The sequence below is a fragment of the Piscinibacter defluvii genome (assembly GCF_004011805.1).
Classification (GTDB): Bacteria; Pseudomonadota; Gammaproteobacteria; order Burkholderiales; family Burkholderiaceae_C; genus Piscinibacter; species Piscinibacter defluvii.
This window is the reverse complement of the sequence record NZ_RCHJ01000111.1, coordinates 1-1,368: the sequence shown is the minus strand read 5'-3', so window position 1 is coordinate 1,368 and position 1,368 is coordinate 1. Positions and strand designations below refer to the sequence as shown.

The 1,368-nt window shown below is 63.1% G+C and carries 2 protein-coding genes; both read right to left on the bottom strand.

Annotation, left to right across the window (positions count from 1 at the left end; genetic code table 11):
* Positions 1 to 205 precede the first annotated feature (205 nt).
* Positions 206 to 673 (bottom strand): DM13 domain-containing protein, encoded by a 468-nt coding sequence (locus D9C15_RS33115; RefSeq protein WP_128003708.1) that lies wholly within the window; start codon positions 671 to 673, stop codon positions 206 to 208.
* A 161-nt stretch (positions 674 to 834) separates the two neighbouring features.
* Positions 835 to 1,236 carry a methyltransferase family protein gene (locus D9C15_RS33110; protein WP_205854983.1) on the bottom strand — a complete coding sequence of 134 codons (402 nt, stop codon included), beginning with the start codon at positions 1,234 to 1,236 and terminating at the stop codon, positions 835 to 837.
* Positions 1,237 to 1,368: the final 132 nt, after the last annotated feature.

The following is a 1,368-nucleotide window of genomic DNA, read 5'->3' as shown; positions in this document are numbered from 1 at the left end:
CCTCTGGGCCGAGGAGTCGCATGTGGTTCGTTTCGTGCGGCCTAACGTTTGAGCTGAGGCGACCGCCCCGGATTGGCGCTTGGGCCGCGAGGCCGATGATGACACTGGCGGGCTCGCGGCCCAAGTGCCAAGCCGTGGAGGGTCGCCTCGAGCGAAGGGTTAGGCGCCTCGCTCGCGCCGGCAGCTCGGTTGCCTTTGGCTCGACTCACTGATACTTGGCTGCCGTGATGAACTGGCTGAACGTCTCGCACCATACGATGACTGCGCTGTAGCGCGATGGATCGACTGACTCTGGGACGGGAACCACGAAGTTCTTGAAGGTCTTGATGTCGCCGACGCGAACCATGCTTGACTTCAGGCGTTGAAAGTCAGCCTCTGTTTCCACGAACTCCGGCGAGAGGTAGAGCTTGTAGTCGGGCCCAGGTGCCAGCTCGCCTGCGAAAGCTATGCTCTTGGAGCCGATGGACACGGCCCCTTCTCCCCAGTGCAGGGCGTCACTGTCCTTGAGGTCGCGGCGGAACGTACCGGAGTAGCGGGCTGAACTCGCCTGCGCAGCGACCTCGCTGCTAGAAGGCGCGGCAGGGGCGATGAGGATGGGCAGCGTGTAGATGCCGAGCGCGAAACTGAGAGCAACGGCCAGCACATGCGAGGCAATCAAGAGCAGCTTCTTCATAAGCGCAGCGCTCCGAGACGATGGCGTTTGAGGCGCCTAACGTTTGAGCTGAGGCGACCGCCGCGGGTTGGCGCTTGGGCCGCGAGGCGGATGATATGAACAACTGCCTCGCGGCCCAAGTGCCAAGCCGTGGAGGGTCGCCTCGAGCGAAGGGTTAGGCCTCACAGCCAGCGCCGAACTTGAGCCGTGTAGGAGGCGTACTCGCTCCCGAACTTGGCAAGAAGAGCTCGCTCCTCGGGCTGGATCTGATAGAGCGTGATGTAGCCGATGAACACAGGCAGGCCTAGAAGTGCGCTGGCCGCACCGAAGGCGACGAAGCAACCGAGCAAGACGAACACGATGCCAACATACATTGGGTTTCGCGTGAACCGGTAGATGCCGCTCGTGACCAGTGAGGTAGCGCGATCGGGATGTAGCGGATTGACCGTAGTCTTTGCGCGCTTGAACTCACGCATGCCAGCGCTGCTGACGACTCCGCCCAACGACGCTACAAATAGGCCCGAAAGCGCGGGCCAGGGTACCTCGAACCGAATCAGCGGCCACCACCGCGCGAGAACCCACATTCCCGCCCCAACGAGCAGGGCGACGACTGGCGGTGGAATTCGATTCTCGAGGGGGCGCACCGTCGTTCCTCGTGAGGCCTAACGTTTGAGCTGAGGGGACCGCACCGGTATGGCGCTTGGCCCGCGCGGGGG